18 protein-coding genes are annotated in these 19,287 nt (G+C 61.4%); 9 read left to right on the plus strand and 9 right to left on the minus strand.

The features are described 5' to 3' along the window. Positions 1 to 98: 98 nt before the first annotated feature. Positions 99 to 962, minus strand: coding sequence for a DMT family transporter (locus AB1495_RS13575; RefSeq protein ID WP_074634944.1), 864 nt, complete (start codon positions 960 to 962; stop codon positions 99 to 101). Between the two features lie 73 nt (positions 963 to 1,035). Next, on the minus strand, positions 1,036 to 2,598 hold the full coding sequence (guaA, locus tag AB1495_RS13580) for a glutamine-hydrolyzing GMP synthase (protein ID WP_005853474.1): 1,563 nt from the start codon (positions 2,596 to 2,598) through the stop codon (positions 1,036 to 1,038). 200 nt (positions 2,599 to 2,798) lie between these two features. Between guaA and AB1495_RS13585 the strand changes: the two genes are divergently transcribed. Continuing rightward, on the plus strand, positions 2,799 to 4,337 hold the full coding sequence (locus tag AB1495_RS13585) for a trimethylamine methyltransferase family protein (RefSeq protein WP_074634943.1): 1,539 nt from the start codon (positions 2,799 to 2,801) through the stop codon (positions 4,335 to 4,337). Here AB1495_RS13585 and AB1495_RS13590 read toward each other — a convergent pair. Next, positions 4,330 to 4,629, minus strand: coding sequence for a DUF6477 family protein (locus AB1495_RS13590; RefSeq protein ID WP_074634942.1), 300 nt, complete (start codon positions 4,627 to 4,629; stop codon positions 4,330 to 4,332). The genes AB1495_RS13585 and AB1495_RS13590 overlap by 8 nt on opposite strands. 243 nt (positions 4,630 to 4,872) lie before the next feature. On the opposite strand from AB1495_RS13590, the gene AB1495_RS13595 reads away from it, so the two are divergent. Both AB1495_RS13595 and lipA read left to right on the plus strand, forming a co-directional pair. Next, the gene (locus AB1495_RS13595; RefSeq protein WP_074634941.1) at positions 4,873 to 5,967 is read left to right on the plus strand and encodes a DUF6456 domain-containing protein; all 1,095 of its coding nucleotides are present in this window, start codon (positions 4,873 to 4,875) and stop codon (positions 5,965 to 5,967) included. Between the two features lie 114 nt (positions 5,968 to 6,081). Further along, on the plus strand, positions 6,082 to 7,029 hold the full coding sequence (gene lipA, locus AB1495_RS13600; RefSeq protein ID WP_074634940.1) for a lipoyl synthase: 948 nt from the start codon (positions 6,082 to 6,084) through the stop codon (positions 7,027 to 7,029). A gap of 138 nt (positions 7,030 to 7,167) precedes the next feature. Here the strand turns inward: lipA and AB1495_RS13605 are convergent, their stop codons facing one another. After that, the gene (locus AB1495_RS13605) at positions 7,168 to 7,341 is read right to left on the minus strand and encodes a hypothetical protein (protein WP_005853479.1); all 174 of its coding nucleotides are present in this window, start codon (positions 7,339 to 7,341) and stop codon (positions 7,168 to 7,170) included. Beyond that, positions 7,338 to 7,874: a hypoxanthine phosphoribosyltransferase gene (hpt, locus tag AB1495_RS13610; protein ID WP_005853480.1), complete on the minus strand. Its 537-nt coding sequence runs from the start codon at positions 7,872 to 7,874 to the stop codon at positions 7,338 to 7,340. The genes AB1495_RS13605 and hpt overlap by 4 nt, the downstream gene beginning before the upstream one ends. 67 nt (positions 7,875 to 7,941) lie before the next feature. On the opposite strand from hpt, the gene AB1495_RS13615 reads away from it, so the two are divergent. Further along, positions 7,942 to 8,397 carry a type II toxin-antitoxin system RatA family toxin gene (locus AB1495_RS13615; RefSeq protein ID WP_074634939.1) on the plus strand — a complete coding sequence of 152 codons (456 nt, stop codon included), beginning with the start codon at positions 7,942 to 7,944 and terminating at the stop codon, positions 8,395 to 8,397. A gap of 52 nt (positions 8,398 to 8,449) precedes the next feature. On the opposite strand, the gene AB1495_RS13620 is transcribed toward AB1495_RS13615, so the two are convergent. From AB1495_RS13620 to AB1495_RS13635, 4 genes are all read right to left on the minus strand, one after another. Then, positions 8,450 to 9,631, minus strand: coding sequence for an ammonium transporter (locus AB1495_RS13620; protein ID WP_037944254.1), 1,182 nt, complete (start codon positions 9,629 to 9,631; stop codon positions 8,450 to 8,452). 160 nt (positions 9,632 to 9,791) lie between these two features. Continuing rightward, complete coding sequence (locus AB1495_RS13625; protein ID WP_074634938.1) at positions 9,792 to 10,259, minus strand: CinA family protein; 468 nt, start codon at positions 10,257 to 10,259, stop codon at positions 9,792 to 9,794. Continuing rightward, the gene (locus AB1495_RS13630; protein WP_005853484.1) at positions 10,252 to 10,749 is read right to left on the minus strand and encodes a phosphatidylglycerophosphatase A; all 498 of its coding nucleotides are present in this window, start codon (positions 10,747 to 10,749) and stop codon (positions 10,252 to 10,254) included. The genes AB1495_RS13625 and AB1495_RS13630 overlap by 8 nt, the downstream gene beginning before the upstream one ends. Continuing rightward, positions 10,746 to 11,888, minus strand: coding sequence for a bifunctional 2-C-methyl-D-erythritol 4-phosphate cytidylyltransferase/2-C-methyl-D-erythritol 2,4-cyclodiphosphate synthase (locus AB1495_RS13635; RefSeq protein WP_074634937.1), 1,143 nt, complete (start codon positions 11,886 to 11,888; stop codon positions 10,746 to 10,748). Before AB1495_RS13635 ends, AB1495_RS13630 begins: the two co-directional genes overlap by 4 nt. Before the next feature lie 182 nt (positions 11,889 to 12,070). Here AB1495_RS13635 and dusB point away from each other — a divergent pair, with 182 nt between their 5' ends. The 5 genes from dusB (at position 12,071) to AB1495_RS13660 (ending at position 19,284) form a co-directional block, all read left to right on the plus strand. Further along, positions 12,071 to 13,057, plus strand: a complete 987-nt coding sequence (dusB, locus tag AB1495_RS13640; protein WP_074634936.1) for a tRNA dihydrouridine synthase DusB — start codon at positions 12,071 to 12,073, stop codon at positions 13,055 to 13,057. After that, the gene (locus AB1495_RS13645; RefSeq protein ID WP_005853487.1) at positions 13,057 to 14,148 is read left to right on the plus strand and encodes a nitrogen regulation protein NR(II); all 1,092 of its coding nucleotides are present in this window, start codon (positions 13,057 to 13,059) and stop codon (positions 14,146 to 14,148) included. The genes dusB and AB1495_RS13645 overlap by 1 nt, the downstream gene beginning before the upstream one ends. 2 nt (positions 14,149 to 14,150) lie before the next feature. Continuing rightward, a complete protein-coding gene (locus AB1495_RS13650) occupies positions 14,151 to 15,524 on the plus strand; it encodes a response regulator (protein WP_005853488.1) in 1,374 nt (457 codons plus the stop codon). Between the two features lie 132 nt (positions 15,525 to 15,656). Then, positions 15,657 to 17,879 (plus strand): PAS domain-containing sensor histidine kinase, encoded by a 2,223-nt coding sequence (locus AB1495_RS13655; protein WP_074635196.1) that lies wholly within the window; start codon positions 15,657 to 15,659, stop codon positions 17,877 to 17,879. Next, positions 17,872 to 19,284: a sigma-54 dependent transcriptional regulator gene (locus AB1495_RS13660; RefSeq protein ID WP_074634935.1), complete on the plus strand. Its 1,413-nt coding sequence runs from the start codon at positions 17,872 to 17,874 to the stop codon at positions 19,282 to 19,284. The genes AB1495_RS13655 and AB1495_RS13660 overlap by 8 nt, the downstream gene beginning before the upstream one ends. The last annotated feature ends 3 nt before the right edge of the window (positions 19,285 to 19,287 follow it).

The raw sequence follows: 19,287 nt of genomic DNA on the forward strand, positions 1-19,287 counted from the left end.
CACATTTTATACAGCAACTGAACGGCAGGGTGCGTCAATCTGTCAATTCTTGACCAAGGGGAAGTCTGCGCCCCTATGCCAGAACTGTTGCAGTTTCGTTACGAAACGCGGCGGGATTCGATCCAGAGGTTCATGTAGTTGCCGGCAAAGATAATCGCGCCGCCGATGAAAACCCAGATATCCAGGGCCTCGGCATAGACCAGCATTCCGATGACGGCGATCAGGGGCAGGCGGACAAAGTCAATCGGGACGACCACTGTCGCAGGCGCAATAGACAATGCGTTGGTCAGACAGAAATGCGCCATAAGCCCTGCGACACCGATCAGCAACAACAGCGGCATTTGTGCCATCTCGGGCACCGCGATATCCCCGTCGTAACCGGCCATGATCACGCCAAAAACCAGTTGCGTCACGGTCAGGTAGAACAGGATACAGGTGATCGTCTGGCTGCGCGTCAGCCGCTTGGTCAGCATGATCGTCAGCGCAAAGAAAATCGCCGAGGACGCCGCCGTGATCACGCCGGCATTCAGCCCGGCAATCGTCGGACGGGCAACACAAAGGATGCCGATAAATCCAAGAACCGCCGCCAATGCTCGCACCTTGGTAAGCCGTTCGCCCAAAATCAGCGGCGACAGGACAATCACCCAAAGCGGAGAAGTGAACTCAAGCGCAAAGACCTGCGCGAGCGGGATCACGGTAACCGCATAGAACCACAGATTCTGTCCGGTGAAATGCGCCAGATTGCGCCCGATCTGCGTGCCGAAATCGCGCCGGTTGATCTGCCCCCAGGTCCCGTAAACGGTCGCGAGCGTAAACACAGCGATCACGCCCACCAGCGACCGGTACATCATGATCTCGAAAGTATCGAGGCTGCCGCCAAGCTCGCGCCCGGCGACGGCCATCGCAGAGAACGACGTGATCGACCCCATCATCCACAAAGCCGCCCTTAGCGTCGGGGTCATGGTCTCTCTTCCAAATGGAAAAAAATCCCCGCCGGAGGCACCTTTGTCATGCGGCCGATCACAGCCATTCAGATCATTCCCATTCAATCGTGCCGGGAGGTTTCGACGTGATGTCATAGGTCACCCGGTTGATGCCCGGAATCTCGTTGATGATCCGCGTCGCGGTCTCGCCCAGGAATTCATGGGTGAACGGATAGTAATCCGCCGTCATCCCATCGACCGAGGTGACGGCCCGCAGGGCACAGGCGAAATCATAGGTCCGCCCGTCGCCCATCACCCCCACGGTGCGGACAGGCAGGATCGCCACAAAGGCTTGCCAGATTTCATCATAAAGCCCGTGCTTGCGGATCTGGTCGATATAGACCGCGTCCGCCTCGCGCAGGATGTCGAGCTTTTCGCGGGTGATCTCACCGGGGCAGCGGATGGCGAGGCCGGGGCCGGGGAAGGGGTGGCGGCCGATAAAGGATGGGGGCAAACCCAGCTCGCGGCCAAGCTCGCGCACCTCGTCCTTGAAAAGTTCGCGCAGCGGCTCGACCAGCTTGAGGCCCATCTTTTCGGGCAAACCGCCCACGTTGTGGTGCGATTTGATTGTGACCGACGGGCCGCCGGAAAAGGACACGGATTCAATGACATCGGGGTACAACGTGCCCTGTGCGAGGAAGGTGGCATCGCCGACTTCCTTGGCGTGCTTCTGGAACACGTCGATGAACAGTTTACCGATGATCTTGCGCTTGGTTTCGGGGTCGGACACGCCATCCAGCTCGCCCAGGAACAGTTCCTGTTCGTCGGCGTGGATCAGCGGCATGTTGTAGTTGTCACGGAACATGGTGACAACCTCTTCGGCCTCGCCCTTGCGCAGCAGACCGTGGTCGACAAAGACGCAGGTAAGCTGGTCCCCAATCGCTTCGTGGATCAGCACGGCCGCGACCGAGGAATCGACCCCGCCGGACAGACCGCAGATGACCTTTTGATCGCCGACCTGCTCGCGGATCGCGGCGATGGCCTCGTCGCGGTAGGCGCTCATTGTCCAGTCGCCCTTGAACCCCGCGAGACGGACAAAGTTTTCGTATAGGCGCGCGCCATTGGGGGTGTGGTGCACTTCGGGGTGGAACTGCACGGCATAGAAGTTGCGCGACACATCGCCGGTGACCGCGAAAGGCGCGTGGGGCGAGGTGCCGTAGACTTCGAAGCCGGGGGCGATCGCGCTGACGTGATCACCATGGCTCATCCAGACTTGCTCTTTCTCGGTGAGGAACCAGCCTTCCAACAGCTCAAGACGGGCCTCGGAGGGGGTCACATAGGCGCGCCCGAATTCAGCGGTGCCGTGACCGCGTTCAACCTTACCGCCCAGGCAGTGCATCATGACCTGTTGGCCGTAGCAGATGCCAAGGATCGGTACGCCAAGCTCGAACACCGATTGCGGTGGCATGGGCGCACCTTCGGCGAAGACCGAGGACGGCCCCCCCGACAGGATCACCGCCTTGGGCGCAAAATCCTTGAGAAAGGCATCATCCACCGTGTTGAACGGGTGGATTTCGCAGAACACATTAAGTTCACGCAAACGGCGGGCGATCAGCTGGGTGACCTGGCTGCCGAAGTCGATGATGAGAAGGCGGTCATGGGAGATATCTGTCATGCAGACTGATTATGGGCGGATGGCCTGCGTGGCAAGAGTGGAGTGGGGGCCAGCCCCCAGACCCCCGGAGTTTATTTTGGCAAAATGAAGGGGTCGGCGGATCATGATGTCGGTTTTTGACCTCTAAGGCCGTAAACCGCGTAAAGCCTGCTGCGTGAATGGGGTAGCTAGGCGTCAGTTTTGGCGGAAAGGAAGACCTCATGGCGGAATCAGCAAGACGCGGGCGCGGTGGTGGCGGTGCGGCACGTCGGGCGGCACGCTCGGCTGTGTCCTTCGAGACAGCGAAATACATCGAACGCAACATTCCCAACTACGAGGTGCTGACCGAAGAGGCGCTGCAGATCATCGAGTATAACGCCGATACGGTGTTGGAAGAGATCGGCGTGAACTTTCCCGACAACCCCGAGGCGCTGGCGCTTTGGCGCGCGGCCGGGGCGGATGTGACCGGTGACCGCGTGCGTATCCCCCGCGGGCTGGCACGCGAGCTGTGCAAGACCGCGCCGTCGCAGTTCACCCAACACGCGCGCAACCCCGCGCGCAACGTCGAGATCGGCGGGCGCAATCTGGTGTTGGCCCCGGTCTATGGCCCGCCCTTCGTGCGCGACACCGCCGGGGGCCGTCGCTATGCCACGATGGAAGATTTCAACAAATTCGTGAAGCTTGGCTATATGTCCAAGTGGTTGCACCATTCCGGCGGCACGGTCTGTGAGCCCACCGATGTGCCCGTCAACAAGCGCCATCTGGACATGCTCCATGCGCATATGACGCTAAGCGATAAACCCTTCATGGGATCCGTCACGGAACCGAGCCGCGCGCAGGATTCCGTGGACATGTGCAAGATTCTGTTCGGTGCGGATTTCGTCGACCAGAACACGGTGATGACGTCGCTGGTGAACATCAACTCGCCCATGACGTTTGATGATGTGATGATGGGGGCGCTGAAGGTCTTTGCCGAGAACAATCAGGCGTCGATCATTTCGCCCTTTATCGTTGGTGGTGCGATGGCACCGGTATCCGTGGCAGGGACATTGACGCAGGTCCTAGCCGAGGTCATGGCCGGCATCGCCTATAGCCAGCTGATCCGTAAGGGCGCGCCGGTGATTTTCGGGGCCTTTGTGACCTCGATCGACATGAACTCGGGTGCGCCGACCTTTGGCACGCCGGAGGCCGCGCATATCACCTATGGGGCGGGGCAGTTGGCGCGGCGGATGAACCTGCCATTCCGGTCCTCGGGTTCGTTCTGCGGGTCAAAACTGCCCGACGCGCAAGCAGCCTATGAGACGGCGAACAGTCTGAACATGGGGCTTTTGTCGGGGGTGAACTTTATGCTCCACGCCTGTGGCTGGCTGGAAGGCGGTCTTGTCGCCTCGTTCGAGAAATTTGTGATGGATGCCGATCAACTGGGCGCGTTGCACCATTTGGCGCGCGGTGTAGAGATTGACGAAAACGCGCAAGCGCTGGATGCGATCCGCGAGGTTGGTCCGGGGGGGCATTATCTGGGATGCGCACACACACAGGCCAACTTTAAGGAAGCCTTCTGGAAATCCGATCTGCTGGACTACAAGCCATTTGAAACATGGTCAGATGAGGGTGCGCGCGATACCCAGTCGCTGGCGGCGACGCGGGTTGAAAAGCTGTTGGGCGACTATGTGCAACCGCCTATGGACCCCGAGACGCGTGCGGCGCTTGATGCCTTTGTCGCAGAACGCAAGGCGGCGGAGCCTGACAGCTTTATGTAGCCGCATCTTTGACGGTTTCGCGCAAGATCGCGGCCTCGGCAATGAGGGCGATCATCACCTCTATATGACGGATCAGGTTATAGCCTGCGTCCGTCTTTTTACGTCTGGCGTTCAGGTCGGCCTCTATATCGATCAGCTGCACCAGCACCACGGCGCTGCGCGGTGGGGGCGCTTTCCCCAGTATCCGTCGCAGGGCCGGGCCGCGGCGATAGCTGCGGGCCCCGATGGTGCCTGCCTGCACCAATATGGCGGGACGGTGGATACCGCGAAGACGCGTCAGAATATCTTGCATAAAATCAAATCCTTGCTGGCTGCGGGGTCATGCCATCGCATGGCCGCTCACGGGCAGGATTTCACGCAGGATACTGGTGTTGCTCGCGCGGCGAGGTCTGCGTGCGTCGCGGTTACGACTGTTTACCCTTTGGAAACAATTATGGGTTGTATCGGTAAATATTAACAAATCCATAACCAATTAACCTTTTGGTATTGTGGATAAGGCTGTGGATAACCGCGCCGCCTGAAGAAAGGAGACCGCATGACCCAAGTTTTGAATACGCCGCCGGACCGACGTGGATTGCCCGGATGGGTGCCGGATGCCGCGCGGCATTATGTGTCGCATGTGGAGATGGGCCAGCCGATCCGGGCGCTGGCGCGATCAGCTGAGTGTCACGCCTCTACCATCCTGCGCCAGATCCGGCGGCTGGAAACGCGGCGCGATGATCCGCTGGTGGACGACGCCCTTGATCTGCTGGGGCAGGTCAGCCGTTTTGAAACCCACCCTCTGCAGGAGCCCGCCGCGATGAATGACACCTCACACCCCATGATGCCCGATGATGAAACCCTGAAAAGCGAGGCGCAGCGCATCTTGCGGCGCTTGTGCGAAACCGGTGCGCTGCTGGCGGTCGCAGCCGAGATGGACAACGCCGTTGTCGTGCGCAGTGGTCCGAATGGCGCGCAGACGCGGACTGCCGTGGTGGACCGCTGTGTCGCGCAGGCGATGGCGCTTAACGGCTGGATCGCAACCGATGGCGAGGGGCGCATCCTGCGCTATCACATCACCGCGGCCGGACGGCATGCGCTGGAAGAGATGCTGGGGCAGGGCGCAGAAAACGGTTTTGCCGAAGCCCAAAGCAGCTTTGCCCCTGCGCCGCCGCTGCCAGAGGGGGCGCGGCAGAAGACAGCGCGGCGCTTGCGCTACACGCTGGCAGAAAGCCCGTTGGCCGCGCTCGCCCGCAGACGCGACGCAAAAGGCGCGCCGTTCCTGTCCGACAGTCTCGTCCAAGCCGGAGAGCGCCTGCGCGAGGATTTTGAACTGGCGCAAATGGGCGAGGCGGTGACGCAGAACTGGGACCGGTTTTTGGCACCGGGCGGGCAGGGCGACAGCGTCAGCTTTGAAGGCAGCGCACCTTCTGCGGCCCGGGCACGGGTGGGATCGGCGCTGGCGGATCTGGGACCGGGTCTGTCGGATATTGTGCTGCGGTGCTGCTGCTATCTGGAAGGGCTGGAAACCACGGAAAAGCGCCTAGGCTGGTCCGCGCGGTCGGGAAAGATCGTGCTGCGTATCGCCCTGATGCGCTTGCGCAAACACTATGCGGAAACGCTTGGCCCCGGGAGCGCTATGATCGGCTAGGCGGCGGATCCGGATCGGCGCGCACCGCATGGCTGCCCCGCAGATGACAACTGCCTCTTTCATGCGCCGCGAGAACCGACTACATAAGGGGCGTATTCCAAACGGAGCCTGATCATGCGAGACCTGAAAATCCCCGAGCAGCGCCACCCTGAAAAGGCCCGACACCCCGACAATCCACAGCCGAAAAAGCCGTCGTGGATCCGGGTGAAGGCGCCGGGTGGCAAAGGCTATGCGGATACCGCAAAGATCATGCGCGAGAACAAGCTGGTGACGGTCTGCGAAGAAGCGGGCTGCCCGAATGTGGGCGAATGCTGGTCGCAGGGCCATGCCACCATGATGATCATGGGGGAGGTCTGCACCCGCGCCTGTACCTTCTGCAACATCGCGACAGGGCGCCCACCGGAAGCGCTGGACATCTTTGAACCCGGGCGTGTGGCCGACGCGGTGTCCAAACTGGGGCTGAACCACGTGGTAATCACCAGCGTGGACCGCGACGACATCGAAGACGGCGGGGCAGAGCATTTTGCCCAGACCATCCGCGCCGTGCGCAAACGGTCCCCGGGCACCACGATCGAAATCCTGACCCCCGATTTCATCCGCTGTGATCCCAAAGTGCTGGAAACCGTGGTCGAGGCGCGCCCGGATGTGTTTAACCACAATCTGGAAACAGTGCCCGGCCTCTACCCCGAGGTCCGCCCCGGGGCGCGGTATTTCCATTCGCTGCGTCTGTTGCAGAGGGTCAAGGAACTTGATCCGACGATGTTTACCAAATCCGGCATCATGGTCGGTCTGGGCGAGGATCGTCAGTCCGTTATGCAGGTCATGGAAGACATGCGCGCGGCGGACATCGATTTTCTGACCATCGGGCAATATCTGCAGCCGACACCAAAGCACCACGCGGTGGACCGCTTTGTGCACCCCGATGAATTCGCCGCCTATGAAAAATCGGCCTACGGCAAAGGGTTCTTGATGGTATCTGCGACGCCTCTGACGCGGTCGAGCTACCACGCAGGGGATGACTTTGCGCGGCTGCAGGCGGCGCGGTTGGCCAAGCTGGGGTAACTGTGTTGCATTGATCTTGAGGGGCGTTGTCCTTCAAGCTCACGCGGTACAATGAGGGGCGCTGCCCCTCAAACTCACGCGATACAATGAGGGGCGCTGCCCCTCAAACTCCCCGGGATTTACATCCATTTGGAAAGGTTAGAACGGGTTTTTGATCCGTTGGGTCGTGGCCCATTCGGGCCAGTAGCCAAAGTATTCTGCGGCAAAGATCAGCGCGCCGGCCAGGACCACAGCAAAGACGAATTTGACGCGGCCCGCCGAGGGCGGGTGCTGCACCCACCGTTTCATCCGCATCAGCCAAGCGACGTTCATGTAAAACGGACCTTGCCGATAAAGGGCTGGTTGCGGTCGCGCTGTGCGAAATCGATGCCGTAGCCCACAACAAATTCATCCGGAATTTCAAAGCCGATCCAATCGGCCTTCATGTCCACCTCGCGGCGGCTGGGTTTGTCGAGCAGGGCGATGGTTTTCAGCCGTGCGGGTTCGCGCGACATCAGCAGGTTGCGTACGTGATGCAGGGTGTGGCCCGTATCGACGATATCTTCGACGACCAGCACATCGCGCCCTTCGATTGCGCCGCGCAAGTCTTTGAGGATACGCACTTCTCTGCTGCTTTCCATGCCATCGCCATAGCTGGAGGCCTCGAGGAAATCGACCTCGATCGGGAGGTCAAGCTCGCGCACCAGATCGGCGATAAACACGAAAGATCCGCGCAGCAGCCCCACCACTGTCAGCTTTTCGGTGCCGGCGAATTCGCTTTGGATTTCGCGGCAGAGAGTTTCGATCCGCGCGGCGATTGCCTTGGCCGAGATCATTTCATCGATGACATAAGGTCGCGTCGTCATGGGTTTTACCTTGAAAAAGGGGGAGATAGGATTTCATAAGGGCTAACTTCATGACAGATGGAAATCAATGCCTACCCATTCAGAGACCCGCGAACTGCCCTACACCGCCCAACAGATGTATGATCTGGTGGCCGATGTTGCGTCATACCCTGATTTTCTGCCCTGGACCGCCGCCGCGCGGATCAAAAGCCGTGAGGATAAGGGGGATCACGAGGTGATGGACGCCGATCTTGTCATCAGTTTCAAGGTGTTTCGCGAACGTTTCACCAGCCGCGTGGTGTTGTGGCCAGAGGCCAAGAAGATCGACACCGAATATCTGGATGGCCCGTTCAAATACATGAAATCGAACTGGGCCTTCGAGGACAATGGCGACGGCAGCTGCAAGGTGCATTTCTTCGTCGATTTCGAATTCAAGAACGCGATTTTGCAAAAGATCATCGGCGTCGTCTTTAACGAGGCGATGCAGCGGGTGGTGCGGGCGTTCGAGAAACGCGCGGCTGCTCTTTATGGGGCCGAGGCCTAGAAACAACAAAGGCCCCGATGCGGGGCCTTTGTGTGGGTCTGCGTTTTCCCGATCAGCTGCTTAGGTCATAGGCCCGCTCACCGTGGACAGATAGATCAAGCCCGTTGACCTCGACCTCCTTGCTGACACGTAACGGGGTGATCGCCTTGCAGACCAGCACCAGCACGACGGTCACCACCGTGGTATAGACACCGACTATCGCCAGCGACCCCAATTGTGCGGCCCAGGACCCCGCCCCGAGGGCAGCGATCATGATGGTGCCGAAGATGCCGCCCACGCCGTGAACCGCGAATACGTCAAGCGTGTCGTCGATCTTGGCCTTGTTGCGGATCAAGACGACTGCTTCCTGGCACAGGATCCCGGCAACCGCGCCGATCAGCAGCGCCGCCCAAGGGCCGACGAAGCCCGACGCAGGCGTGATGGAGGCCAGTCCCGCGATGGTGCCCGTGACGATGCCGACCAGGGAGGCTTTGCCGAATTTGATCCGCTCCCACAGCGCCCAGGTGAGCGAGGCAGTGGCGGCAGAGATATGGGTCACCGTGATCGCCATCGCCGCACCACCGTCAGCCGCCAGTTGCGAGCCGCCGTTAAAACCGAACCAGCCGACCCAGAGCATCGCTGCCCCGATCATCACGAAGCCTGGGTTATGCGGCGGGGTGTTGTGGTTAAGGCGTGGGCCAAGAAAGACCGCGAGGATCAGCGCCGCGAGGCCGGCTGTTTCATGCACCACGATGCCGCCCGCGAAATCGCGCACGCCGACCTCGCCAAAGATGCCGCCATCGGCCAGGAAACCGCCGCCCCAGACCCAATGTACCACGGGCGCGTAGCACAGCAGCATCCAGAGACCCGAGAAGAGCATTACGAATCCAAAGCCGATACGCTCCACATAGGCACCGACGATCAGCGCAGGCGTGATCACTGCGAATGTCATCTGGAAGGCGAAGAACAGGATTTCGGGCAGGGTGCCTGACAGGCTGTCAGCAGTGACCCCCGACAGGCCGATCTTGCCCAAGCCGCCCCAGAGGCCCGAGGTGTCGGGACCAAAGGCGATGGAGTATCCGGCGAAGAACCACAGCACGCTCATCAGACAGGCGACGCCGTAGGTATGCATGAAAACGCTCAGCACGTTGCGGCTGCGCACCAGCCCGCCATAGAAGAGCGCGAGCCCCGGTAATGTCATGAACAGGACCAAGGCCGTGGCGGTCATGATCCAGGCCGTATCAGCTGCGTTCATCTTGGTTTCCTCCCGAAAGGTTTTTGATTGCAGACGGGTGAAACGGATGTGCGCGCGCGACAAAAGTTAAAATGTGGGCAAAGCCGGTGATTAAACGGGCATTTCTACATTCGCCACATATTTAGGCAGCAATTTAGCCATGCCGCCTGTTTTGCGGGCGTTATGTAATCGCCTCAAAAATCAGCCCCAAGGCGAAATCGCGGGCAGAGCGGCGGACTTTATCGCGGCCCAATGCGCCGAACTCTTGCGTTTGGGTGGTGATACCGGACGCCGTGGCGAGGCCGAAACAGACGCGGCCTTCGGGCTTATGCTCTGACCCGCCGGGGCCTGCGATGCCGGTGATCGACACGGCGATCTGCGCGCCGGATCGTGCCAAGGCACCGCGTGCCATTTCAAGGGCGACCTGCTCGGACACCGCGCCGTGGGCGGCAAGCGTCTCGGGGCTGACGCCCAGAAGATCGATCTTGGCGGCATTGGTATAGGTGACAAACCCACGGTCAAAGATCGCAGAGGATCCGGGGAGGTCCGTCAGGGCGGCGGCCACCATGCCGCCCGTGCAGCTTTCGGCGCAGGCGATCATGACCTCGCGCGTGCGGGCGCGGTCCAGAAGGGCGTGCAAATCAGGCAAAGAGATACACGTGATACAGCACGGCCAGTGCGATCACCCCCAGCAGGGCGAAAATGCCCGCAAAGATATCATCCAGCATCACGCCAAGCGCATCGCCGCGCCGGTCGGCCCAGCCGATGATCAGCGGCTTCCAGATGTCGAACAGACGGAACAGGGCAAAAGCCGCGATCCATCCGGGCCACATCACAAGGATGTTCATATCCATCGTCCAACTGGCATAGCTGAGCGGCAGCAGCGCGACCCATTGGCCTGCAACCTCGTCGATCACGATTTCAGACGGGTCATGATCAGCGCTTCCGGCGGTCATGCGTGCGGTGGCCCACCAACCTGCGGCAAAGGTAAGCACGATGCCTGCGATCAACAGCGGCAGCCCACCGATGACATGGAGCAGCCAGGCCCAGGGCAGCGCCACCAGCGACCCCCATGTGCCCGAGGCAGGGCGGATGTAACCCACCCCCAGAACGGTCGCGATCAACTTTGCCAAAGTCATAGTTTCACCAATGTTGCTGTGGCCATGCAGGCGATGCCTTCGCCGCGGCCGGTAAATCCCAAACGTTCCGAGGTCGTGGCCTTGACCGACACACGGCTTTCCTCAAGGGACAGGATATCCGCCATCACGCGGCGCATCTCTGCGGCATGAGGCCCCACTTTGGGGTATTCGCAGATCAGCGTGCAATCCACATGGGTCAGGGTGAACCCTTCGCTGCGCGCCAGATCGGCGGCATGGCGCAGAAAGATTTGGCTTTGCGCCCCTTTCCACTGCGGGTCAGACGGGGGGAAATGCTGGCCGATGTCGCCCATAGCCAGCGCGCCATAGATCGCATCGGTGACCGTATGCATGCCGACATCGGCGTCGGAATGGCCGACCAGCCCCTGATCATGCGGGATATCAACGCCGCAAAGTGTGACATGATCCCCCGGACCGAATGCATGTACGTCGAACCCGTTGCCGGTGCGAATATCCATCGAAGACTCCAATATGCGGGCGGCGCGGGTCAAATCGCCCGGCACCGTGATTTTCAGGTTATCGACGCTGCCGGGGGTGATGGCAACCGCAACACCGGCGGCGCGGGCGACCTCTACATCATCGGCGGCGATGCCTTCAAAGGCGGCATGGGCGGCGCGGATCGTGGCCGCATCGAAGCCTTGCGGGGTTTGTGCGGCATAAAGCGCGGTGCGGTCCTGCGTGCCTGCGACGGCTCCGTCTTCGGCGACCCAAAGCGCGTCTGTGACAGGCAGGCCGGGGGCGGCTGCGGCATCTGTGGCCAGCGCGTCGATCACACCGTCGATGATCTGCGGCGTGACACAGGGGCGGGCGGCGTCATGGATCAGCACCAGATCCGCATCCCCCAGCAGCGCCAGACCGTTGCGCACCGATGCTGCACGATCCGCCCCGCCTTCGGCGACAAGACAGCCTTGCGCGGTGAATCCGTCGGCCTGCGCCATGTCACTGGCGTTCAATACGATGATGATCCGGTCCACCTGCGGATGCCGCTGGAAAGCCGCAAGCGTGTGGTCGATCACGCGTTTCCCGCACAGCGGCTGCCATTGTTTGGGCACGGCACCCCCCGCACGGGTGCCCCGTCCGGCCGCCACGATGAGCGCTGCGATTTTCGGTGTCGACGCCATCGCGCGCCCCCTTTGATAAACTCGCCCCGTTCTAAGCCTGCAAAGCGGCCTGTGCAATCGCCCGCGCCCTATGCCTAAATTTTAGGCAATAGGTCAGTTTCTCACCAGCAAAAGCTTTTGGTTTGATTGAGTTTCGGCCCACCCCTCGGTAAACCAAAGGCAATTGCACAAGGATTAAGCGTTTGGATCTCTCGGATCTGCCCTTCAAACTCGACCCGCCTGTTTTGCTGGCTCCGATGGCGGGGATCACCGATCTGCCGTTCCGCACACTGGTGGCGTCTTTTGGCGCAGGGTTGGTGGTGTCAGAGATGGTTGCCAGCGTCGACATGATCAACGCCCGCCCCGGGACGCTGGAAAAGGCCGAACTGGGGCTTGGCGTCGAAGGCACTGCTGTACAGCTGGCAGGACGCGAGGCCGCCCCCATGGCCGAGGCCGCGCGGATGGTCGAAGGGCAGGGCGCGCGGGTGATCGATATCAATATGGGCTGCCCCGCCAAGAAGGTGACCCAAGGCTATTCCGGCTCTGCGCTGATGAAAACGCCGGACCACGCGCTTCGGCTGATCGAGGCGGTGGTGAACGCGGTAAAGGTCCCCGTCACGCTCAAGACGCGGCTGGGGTGGGACGACAATATGCTGAACGCGCCACAGATCGCTGCGCGGGCCGAAGCAGCGGGGATCACCATGATCACCATCCACGGACGCACGCGCTGCCAGTTCTATAAGGGGTCCGCCGATTGGGCCGCGATTGCGGGTGTCAAACAGGCGGTCTCAGTTCCCGTCATTGCCAATGGCGATATCATCAGCACCGATGCCGCGCGGCAGGCGCTGGCGCAGTCGGGGGCCGACGGTGTGATGATCGGGCGCGGTGCCCAAGGCAAACCGTGGCTGCTGGCTCGGGTGGCCCATGATCTGTTCGGCGCGCCCGCACCGGTCATCCCGCAGGGCGCCGATTTCGCGCGCATGGTGTCCGACCACTACGAGGCGATCATCCGATTCTATGGCGAGGTGATTGGCCTGCGCGTCGCGCGCAAACATCTGGGGTGGTACATGGACACCAGCAACACCCCCGCTGATCTGCGCCGCGCGGTACTGACCGCTGCCAGCCCCGCCGAGGTGCACCGTCTTATCCCGTCCGCCTGTCTGCCGGACCGCCAGTTGGAGGCTGCTTGATGTCGCTGGATACTGTTTTCGCATCGCTGCCCGTGCCCGCCATTCTGATCGATACCGACGACACGATCGCCGAGCTGAACTCGGAAGCCGAAGGGTTTCTGAACGCCTCTGCAAAATCCGTGCGCGGTGTGCCGGTGTGGGACATGATCGCCGTCGATGCCCCTCTCGAAGAGGCGTTCACCCGCGCCCGCGACAATGGCACGCCCTTGTTCGTCAACGATGTGGATGTCGGCAGCGGCCAGCGCCCGCCGGTGCAATGTGCGTTACACTTCGCGCCGCTGATCGATGCGGCGGGGCAGATGATCCTGATGATCACCCCCCGCGAGATGGCCGGTCGGATGACGCAGAATAATTCGGTCAAATCCGCCGCCAAATCCGCCATCGGCATGGCCGAGATGCTGGCCCATGAGATCAAGAACCCGCTGGCAGGGATCACCGGTGCCGCGCAACTGCTCAGCATGAATCTCAGCACCGAGGATCTGGAGCTGACAGACCTGATCGTCGCGGAATCGCGCCGCATCGTGAAGCTGCTGGAGCAGGTCGAACAATTCGGCAACCTGATGCCGCCGGAACGCAAGGCGGTGAACCTGCATGACGCGCTGGACCGCGCGCGCCGGTCTGCGCTGCTGGGGTTTGGCGCGCGCATGAAGATCATCGAGGATTACGACCCCTCGCTGCCGCCGGCCTTGGGTGACAAGGATCAGCTGTTGCAGGTGGTGCTGAACCTGATCAAGAACGCGTCAGAGGCGGCAGGCCCCTCGGGCGGCACGATCCGGTTGCACAGCTATTATGAACATTCGTTCCGCATGCGTCGGTCGGATGGCACGGCGCAATCTCTGCCCTTGCAGATCGAAGTCATCGACGACGGCCCCGGTCTACCAGAGGCGATCCGCGCTGACGTGTTCGAACCCTTCGTATCCGGGCGCGAGAACGGCACCGGGCTGGGGCTGGCGCTGGTGAGCAAGATCATTTCCGACCACGGCGGCTGGATCACGGTGGAGTCTGTGCCCGGCAAAACCGTGTTCCGCATCTCACTGCCGCGGGCCGATAAGACCCAAATTGAAAATACCGCTTCCGATCAGGAGAATTGACGATGGATGGCACCGTTCTGGTCGCTGATGACGACCGCACAATCCGCACCGTTCTGACACAGGCACTGACCCGCGCAGGCTGCAAGGTGCACGCGACATCCAGCCTGACCACCCTGATGCGTTGGGTGGGCGAGGGCAAAGGCGACGTTGTGATCTCGGATGTGGTGATGCCCGACGGCAATGGGCTCGAGATGCTGCCCAAGATCGCGCAGGACCGACCCGGCTTGCCCGTGATCGTGATCTCGGCGCAGAACACGATCATGACCGCGATCAAGGCGGCAGAGGCGGAGGCTTATGACTACCTGCCCAAGCCTTTCGACCTGCCTGACCTGATGAAACGCACCGCCCGCGCGCTAGAGCGCAGCGGGCCGGCGCGCCGTCCGGCGCAGACCAGCTCTGACAGCGATGGGGATCGGGATGATCTGCCGCTGGTGGGGCGCACGCCGGTGATGCAAGCGCTCTACCGCGTGGTGGCGCGGGTGATGAACACGGATCTGCCGGTGTTGATCTGGGGCGAATCCGGCACGGGAAAGTCGCTGATCGGCAAGGCGATCCACGATTTTTCGGACCGGCGGAACCTACCCTTTGTCACCGTCACCTCGGCCGAGTTGCAAGACCTTGAAGGCCCGACACGTGTCTTGGCGAGGGTCCGCGGCGGGACGCTGCTGATTGACGAGATCGGCGATTTCTCGGAAGAGATTCAGGCCCGTATCGCACGCATGATGGATACCCCCGGTGAACATGCGCCGCGCTTCCTTGCCACCAGCCAATCGGATCTGGCCGCCGCGATGAAGGCGGGGACCCTGCGGCGCGATCTGTATTATCGTCTCTCGGGGGCGACGCTGCATGTGCCCGCGCTGCGCGACCGCGTGGATGATATTGCCTTGCTTGCCGCACATTTCCTTGAACGGTCTGAGACCGGCAATACCGCGCCGCGCGCCCTGTCCGAAGGGGCGGCGAAAGTCTTTGCCAACTATCAATGGCCCGGCAACGTCCGACAGTTGGAACACGCGATGCGGCAGCTCGCGCTGACCAGCCGCGCGCCGGAAATCACCCAATCCGAGGCAGAGCATGTGTTGGGCGCGCAACCCGACCCCGAACCGCTGCGCGCGCAGGCCAATACCGAAAAGCTTGGGGCCTCGGTCGAACGTCACCTACAGCGATACTTTGATCAACACGGTTCGATGCTGCCGCCCCCCGGACTTTACGCCCGTATCCTGCGCGAGATCGAAGCCCCGCTGATCGAGATCGCCCTTGCCGCAACCGCTGGCAATCAGGCGAAATGCGCGGATCTTCTGGGAATCAACCGCAATACGCTGAGAAAAAAGATCACGGACCTCGATATTGAGGTGACACGCGGTCGAAAAATGATGTAAAAGCGCCACATAACCGTGGCCATCTAGCCTCAAAGCCGGATCAGGACCACAAAAATGGGCGGTTGATGCATAGGTGCATCACATCATCGGTGAGGATAGCGGGTGCTTACCCGGTCACGCAGCTATTATCTTATGCGGCTTGAGCGCCTGCGCCGAATCCGGCGTGTGCGCAATCTGGCGACCTTGGGGCTTGTGGTTCTGGGGCCGGTGCTGGCGCTTGTCACCTATCTGGTGCTCGGCCCGCTTGAACAAGGCGGAAACACCCCCAGCCTGCGCATCATTCTGCTGATCGATCTGGTCTATATCCTGCTCGTCGCCGCCCTTGTGCTGAGCGAGGTCGCGCGGCTGGTGGCGGCGCGGCGGGCGAAGTCTGCGGGCTCGCGGTTGCACCTGCGTCTGACGGGGGTGTTCGCGCTGATGGCGCTGATCCCGACGGTGAGTGTTGCGATCTTTGCGGGGCTGACGATCAACGTCGGGCTTGAAGGCTGGTTCTCGGATCGGGTGCGGTCGGTGGTGGGCAATTCGCTGGCCGCCGCCGAAGCCTATGAGAACGAGCAAAGCGATGATCTGCGCGAAGATGCCATCGCCTTGGCCCGCGCGATTGATCAAGCGCGCACGCAGGGCGTTGATGTGCCGGACACCCAGCTTTTGGCGGACGGGCAACGCCTGATCCAGCGCGGCTTGCGCGAGGCCTATATGATCGATGGCACCGGCCAGATCCGCGCGCGCGGCGACCGGTCCTATCTGTTCGATTTCGAAGAACCGACACCCGAACAGATCCGCGAGGCACAAGAGCTCGACGGCGCGCCGCTGGTGATCGAGGATTGGGACAACAACGAATTCCGCGCGCTGGTGCTGATGGAAGCCTTTGTCGATCGCTATCTTTACGTCAGCCGCGATGTGGACGGAAAAATACTGTCGCTGCTGGACGATACCAAGGAAACGGTGCGGCTGTACCAACAGCTTGAAAACGAGCGCGGCAAGCTGCTGTTCGAATTCGGTCTGCTTTATGTGGGCTTTGCGGTGATCCTGATTCTCGCAGCGGTCTGGCTGGGGCTGTGGTTTGCCGAACGTCTGTCAGGGCCGGTGGGCCGGTTGACGGGCGCGGCGCAGCAGGTCGGTGCCGGTGATCTTGAGGTGCAGGTCCGCGAGGAAGAAGGCGATGACGAGATCGCCATGCTTGGCCGCTACTTCAACCAGATGACCAAACAGTTGAAAGGCCAGCGCGAGACGTTGCTGGATAACACCCGCCAGATCGAACGCCGTCGTCGCCTGTTCGATTCGGTGCTTAGCTCTGTCACCTCGGGCGTCGTGGGGCTGGACCCCGAAGGGCGGGTGACCTTCGTCAACCGGTCTGCCGCGCGGCTGCTGGATTGGAGCGAGGACCAGCAATCGCTGGCGCTCTCTGTCGCGGTGCCGGAGTTCGGCCCGCTGTTCAATTCGGTCGTCAAAGGGCAGAACGAGGTCGCGCAGGGCGAGATCAAGGTCTCGCGTCAGGGGCAGATGGAAAATCTGCTGGTGCGCGTCGCCACGCGGCGCAGCGAAGACGGGCGGCTTGAGGGCTATGTGGTGGCCTTTGACGATGTGACCGATCTGGTAAGCGCGCAGCGCATGGCCGCATGGGGCGACGTGGCGCGGCGCATTGCCCACGAGATCAAGAACCCGCTCACTCCGATCCAGCTGAGCGCCGAGCGGATCAAACGCAAGTTCGGCCCCAAGCTGCCCGAGGACGCCGCCAGCCTTGACCAGATGACCGGCGTGATCATCCGCCAGACCGGCGACCTGCGCCGTATCGTCGACGAATTCTCCAAATTCGCGCGCATGCCAGAGCCTGAGACCTCTGTGCAGAATGTCGTTCAGGTGTTGCAGGATGCGGTCTTGTTGCAGCAGTCGGGCCAGCCCGACGTGACCATCAGCGCCAATCTGCCGACACAAGAGATACTGGCGCGCGTGGACCAGACAATGCTATCGCAAGCCTTAACAAATTTGATTAAGAACGCGGGAGAAGCCATTGAAAGCCGTAAGCAAAATGACCCAGAGGCCGACATAGACCCGCGCATCGAGGTGCAGTTGACCACAACCCAAACGGCGCTACAAATCACCATAGCGGATAATGGCATCGGATTGCCGGAAGACCGCGCGCGACTGTTCGAGCCATATGTCACCACCCGATCCGAAGGGACTGGCCTTGGCCTGCCCATCGTGAAAAAGATCATCGAAGAACACGGCGGGACGTTGTCGTTGGAAAACGCGCCGGTCTTCGCGGGCGAAACACATTTCGGCGCAATGGCGGTGATCACGCTACCCCTTGCTGCCCCCACCGGAACCCCAGAACTGGAGACCCATAATGAGTGACATCCTGATCGTTGACGACGAACGCGACATCCGCGAGTTGATTTCGGACATTCTGGAAGACGAGGGCTTTGTCACGCGGTTGGCCGGCAATTCGGACGAGGCGATCTCGGCCATCAACGCGGAACCGCCGGCGCTGATGATCCTTGATATCTGGTTGAAAGACAGCCGGATGGACGGGATCGACATTCTGAAAACGGTAAAGCGGGACAATCCGGATGTGCCTGTTGTCATCATCTCGGGGCATGGGAACATCGAAATCGCGGTCGCGGCGATCAAGCAGGGTGCCTATGACTTCATCGAAAAACCCTTCAATATCGACCAGTTGATGGTGGTGATCCGCCGCGCGATGGAAACCTCGCGCCTGCGTCGCGAGAACCACAGCCTCAAACGGCGCGAGGTCGCGAGCACTGATATGATCGGCAGCTCGACCGCCTTCAAATCACTGATGGGGCAGCTTGACAAGGTCACGAAATCGAACGGTCGGGTGATGCTGCGCGGCCCTGCGGGGGCGGGCAAAGAGATCGCCGCGCGCTATATCCATGCCAATTCCAACCGGGCCTCGGCCCCCTTCGTGACGGTCAACTGCGCCAGTGTCGCGCCGGACCGCATGGAGGAAGTGTTGTTTGGCCGTGAAACCCCTGACCGCGGGGTAGAGCCGGGCCTGCTGGAACAGGCGCATGGCGGGGTGATCTTCTTTGACGAGGTGGCCGATCTGCCGCTGGGGACACAATCGAAAATCCTCCGTGTCCTGGTGGACCAGCAATTCACCCGCGTCGGCGGCAACGACAAGGTGCGTGTCGATCTGCGTGTTATATCCAGCACAAACAAGGACTTGGACGCCGCGATTAAAGCGGACACCTTCCGGCAGGAACTATTTCACCGGCTCAACGTCGTGCCGATCTCTGTCCCGTCGCTGGAGGACCGCCGCGAGGATATCCCCGTCTTGGCGCGCCACTTTATCGCGGACTTCAACGCCTCGCAGGGGTTGCCGCTGCGCGAATTCTCGGGCGATGCGGAAGCGTTGCTGCAGACGATGGTCTGGCCGGGCAACGTGCGTCAGCTCAAGAACCTTGTGGAACGTGTGCTGATCCTTGGCGACGGCACCGGCCCGATCGAAGCGCGCGAGCTGCCGGGCGAGGAAGAAACCACCGACGAAGAGGGGCGCGTGGTGCTGTCTGGTGCCTTGGCGACCTTGCCCCTGCGCGAGGCCCGCGAAGCGTTTGAACGCGAATACCTGCTGACCCAGATCAACCGGTTCGGCGGCAACATCAGCCGCACCGCGAATTTCGTCGGCATGGAACGGTCGGCGCTGCACCGTAAGCTCAAAAGTCTCGGGGTGGTGACCTCGGCCAAGTCGGGCACGCGGGTGGCGCATGTGGATGATGACGGGGCAGCCGATAGCTGACCG

The sequence above is a fragment of the Sulfitobacter pontiacus genome, assembly GCF_040790665.1.
Classification (GTDB): Bacteria; Pseudomonadota; Alphaproteobacteria; order Rhodobacterales; family Rhodobacteraceae; genus Sulfitobacter; species Sulfitobacter pontiacus.